This is a genomic window from Actinoplanes sp. NPDC048791 (assembly GCF_040650095.1).
Classification (GTDB): Bacteria; Actinomycetota; Actinomycetes; order Mycobacteriales; family Micromonosporaceae; genus Actinoplanes.
Genome location: NZ_JBEZGQ010000923.1, coordinates 1 through 3,326, shown reverse-complemented (window position 1 = coordinate 3,326; position 3,326 = coordinate 1). Strand labels below are relative to the sequence as shown.

Annotated in this window: 1 protein-coding gene; it reads left to right on the top strand. The window is 71.2% G+C overall.

Going from position 1 to position 3,326, the window contains the following annotated elements:
• Positions 1-287: 287 nt before the first annotated feature.
• A partial coding sequence (locus tag AB0C29_RS39780) for a glycoside hydrolase family 9 protein (RefSeq protein WP_360831946.1) occupies positions 288-3,326 on the top strand: 3,039 nt, incomplete at its 3' end.

Below are 3,326 nucleotides of genomic sequence, written 5' to 3'. Positions count from 1 at the left end.
CCGCGGCGGGCGCGACCGCGGCGAGCGCGGCAGCCGTCCCGGCGGCGAGCAGTGCGGCGGACAGTTTTCGCAGGCGCATGGAAAGGGCCTCCCGTCAGCCAGGCCCGATGGCCCGGCCCATCGATGGCCGTAACTCTTGCAGACCGGTGCAAACCATCACGCCGGTCGATTGACGGCTGGTTAACCGGCTGGCAACATTCGCATCATGGGAGCGCTCCCACAGGCTCCGCCCCTGCGCGGCCGTCCCACCGCTCCGGCAGCGGCCGCGAAGTTCTGAGAGGACCCCCGTGACTCCACATCGACGCCGGCGGGCCGCCAGGCTGATCGCGGCGAGCGCCGCGGCCGGCCTCGGCCTGGCCCTGCTGACGGTCCAACCGGCCTCCGCCGAGCCGGTCCAGCACATCCCCAACGGCACCTTCACCAGCGGCACCACCGGCTGGTGGTCCACCGAGAACGCACCCATCTCCGTGGTCGGCGGCCGGCTCTGCGCCGAGGTCCCGGCCGGTACCACCAATGCCTGGGACGTCAGCCTCGGCCACAATGACGTTCCCTTGATCAACGGCGCGGCCTACGCCCTCAGCTTCAGCGCCTCGGCCAGCGCCGCGGTGACCGTCCGGGCCAACGTGCAGCTCAATGAGGCGCCGTACACCACGGCGTTGTCGCGGGCCGTCGCGCTGACCAGCGAGGCGCAGAAGTTCGAGTACACCTTCACCGGAGGTCTCGACTCGGCCAACGGCACGCTGACGTTCCAGCTGGGTGGCAGCGCCGGGGCGTACACCTTCTGCCTGGACGACGTCAGCCTGACCAGCGACGGCGACACGCCTCCGCCGCCCGGGCCGGAGCAGGTCGAGAACGGTGACTTCTCCGAGGGGACAGCGGGCTGGTACTCCTACGGGACCACGGACACCGGAACCGGCGACGGCCGGCTGTGCACCGCGGTGCCGGCCGGACTGGCCAACCCCTGGGACGCCGGCATCGGACAGAACGGCGTGGCGCTCATCGCCGGGTCCTCGTACACCTTGTCGTTCGACGCCTCGGCCACCCCGGGCGCGAGCGTGCGGGCCGCCGTCCAGCTGGGCGCCGAGCCGTACACGTCGTTCCTGTCGCGGGACGTAGCGCTGACCTCCACCACGCAGCACGTGGAGTTCACCTTCACCGCATCTGCCGACACCACCGCGGGTCAGGTCGCCTTCCAGGTGGGTGGCAACGCCGGGGCGTACCGTTTCTGCGTGGACAACGTGTCGCTGATCGGTGGCGAGGAAGAGCCGCCGTACACCCCGGACACCGGGCCGCGGGTCCGCGTCAACCAGGTCGGCTACCTGCCGGCCGGGCCCAAGAACGCGACCGTGGTCACCGAGGCCACCACGGCGTTCGGCTGGCAACTCAAGAACGCCGGCGGCGACGTGGTCGCCGACGGCACCAGCACGCCGCGCGGGGTGGACGCCGCCTCGGGCCAGAACGTGCACACCATCGACTTCTCCGGCTTCCGCACCGCCGGCACGGGCTACACATTGGTCGCCGACGGGCAGACCAGCCACCCGTTCGACATCTCCGGCACCGTCTACAAGCAACTGCGCTCGGACGCCCTGCAGTTCTTCTACATCCAGCGCAGCGGCATCGCGATCGACGGCGACCTGGTCGGCGAGCAGTACGCCCGCCCGGCCGGCCACCTCGGCGTGGCCCCCAACCGCGGCGACACCGACGTGCCGTGCCGCGCCAACGCCTGCGACTACCGGCTGGACGTGCGCGGCGGCTGGTACGACGCCGGCGACCACGGCAAGTACGTGGTCAACGGCGGCATCGCCGTGCAGCAGCTCATGAGCACCTTCGAACGCACCAAGACGGCCGTCACCGCTGCCCACGGTGCCGCGCTGGCGGACAGCACGCTGCGGGTGCCGGAGCGCGGCAACGACGTGCCCGACATCCTCGACGAGGCGCGGTGGGAGCTCGAGTTCCTCATGCGCATGCAGGTGCCGTCCGGCAAGCCGCTCGCCGGCATGGTGCACCACAAGATGCACGACGCCAACTGGACCGGCATCCCGATGCAGCCCGAGGACGACCCCGAGCAGCGCGAACTGCACCCGGTGTCGACGGCCGCCACGCTGAACCTGGCTGCCACCGCCGCCCAGTGCGCACGGCTGTTCGCGCCCTACGACGCGGCGTTCGCCAACAAGTGCCTCACCGCGGCCCGCACCGCGTACACCGCGGCGAAGGCCAACCCCGCGAAGGTGGCCCAGGACCTCGGTGGTGGCGGCGGTGGCTACGGCGACGCCGACGTCAGCGACGAGTTCTACTGGGCGGCGTCGGAGCTGTACCTGAGCACGGCCGAACAGCCGTACCTCAGTGATCTGACCGCCTCGCCGCACCACACCGGCGACGTCTTCGCGGCCACGGGTTTCGGCTGGGGCAGCACGGCCGCCCTGGGCCGGCTCGACCTGGCCACGGTGCCGAACCTGCTGCCGGCGGCTGACCGGCAGCGTGTCCGCCAGTCGGTGGTCACGGCGGCGGACCGCTACCTGGCGACCCTCAAGGCCCAGGCGTACGGGCTGCCGATGCCCGGTGACGCCGGCAGCTACTTCTGGGGCGGCAACAGCAACATCCTCAACAACGTCGTGGTGCTGGCCACCGCCTTCGACCTGACCGGCAAAGCCGGCTACCGCGACGGGGCGCTGCAAGGCGTCGACTACATCTTCGGCCGCAACGCGCTGAACCAGTCGTACGTCACCGGCTGGGGCGAGCACGCGTCGCAGAACCAGCACAGCCGGATCTTCGCCCACCAGGCGGACGCCGGCACCCCGCATCCGCCGGCCGGATCGCTCGCGGGCGGGGCCAACGCGGGCCTGGACGACCCGTACGCCAAGGACCTGCTGGAAGGCTGCAAGCCGCAGTTCTGCTACGTCGACCACATCGAGTCGTACGCGACGAACGAAGTGGCGATCAACTGGAACTCGGCGCTCGCCTGGGTGTCGTCGTTCCTGGCCGACCAGGGCACGGGTCAGGCCCCGGCCGCGTCGTCCTGCAAGGCCGAGTACACGAACTACGGCCCCTGGCAGGGCAACGGCGGCTTCACCGCGCAGCTGGCGATCACCAACACGGGCAGCACGGTGGTCGACGGCTGGACGGCGCGCTTCGCCTTCCTGGGCGGCCAGAAGCTGCGGGAGGCGTGGTCGGCGGAGGCGACGCAGGCCGGTGCCACGGTGACGGCGAAGAACACCGCGGTCAATCGCCGGATCCAGCCGGGGCAGACGGTGTACTTCGGCTTCAACGCGACGACGCCGGGCGGACCCAACCCGGCGCCGGAGCTGATAACCCTCAACGGAGCCGCA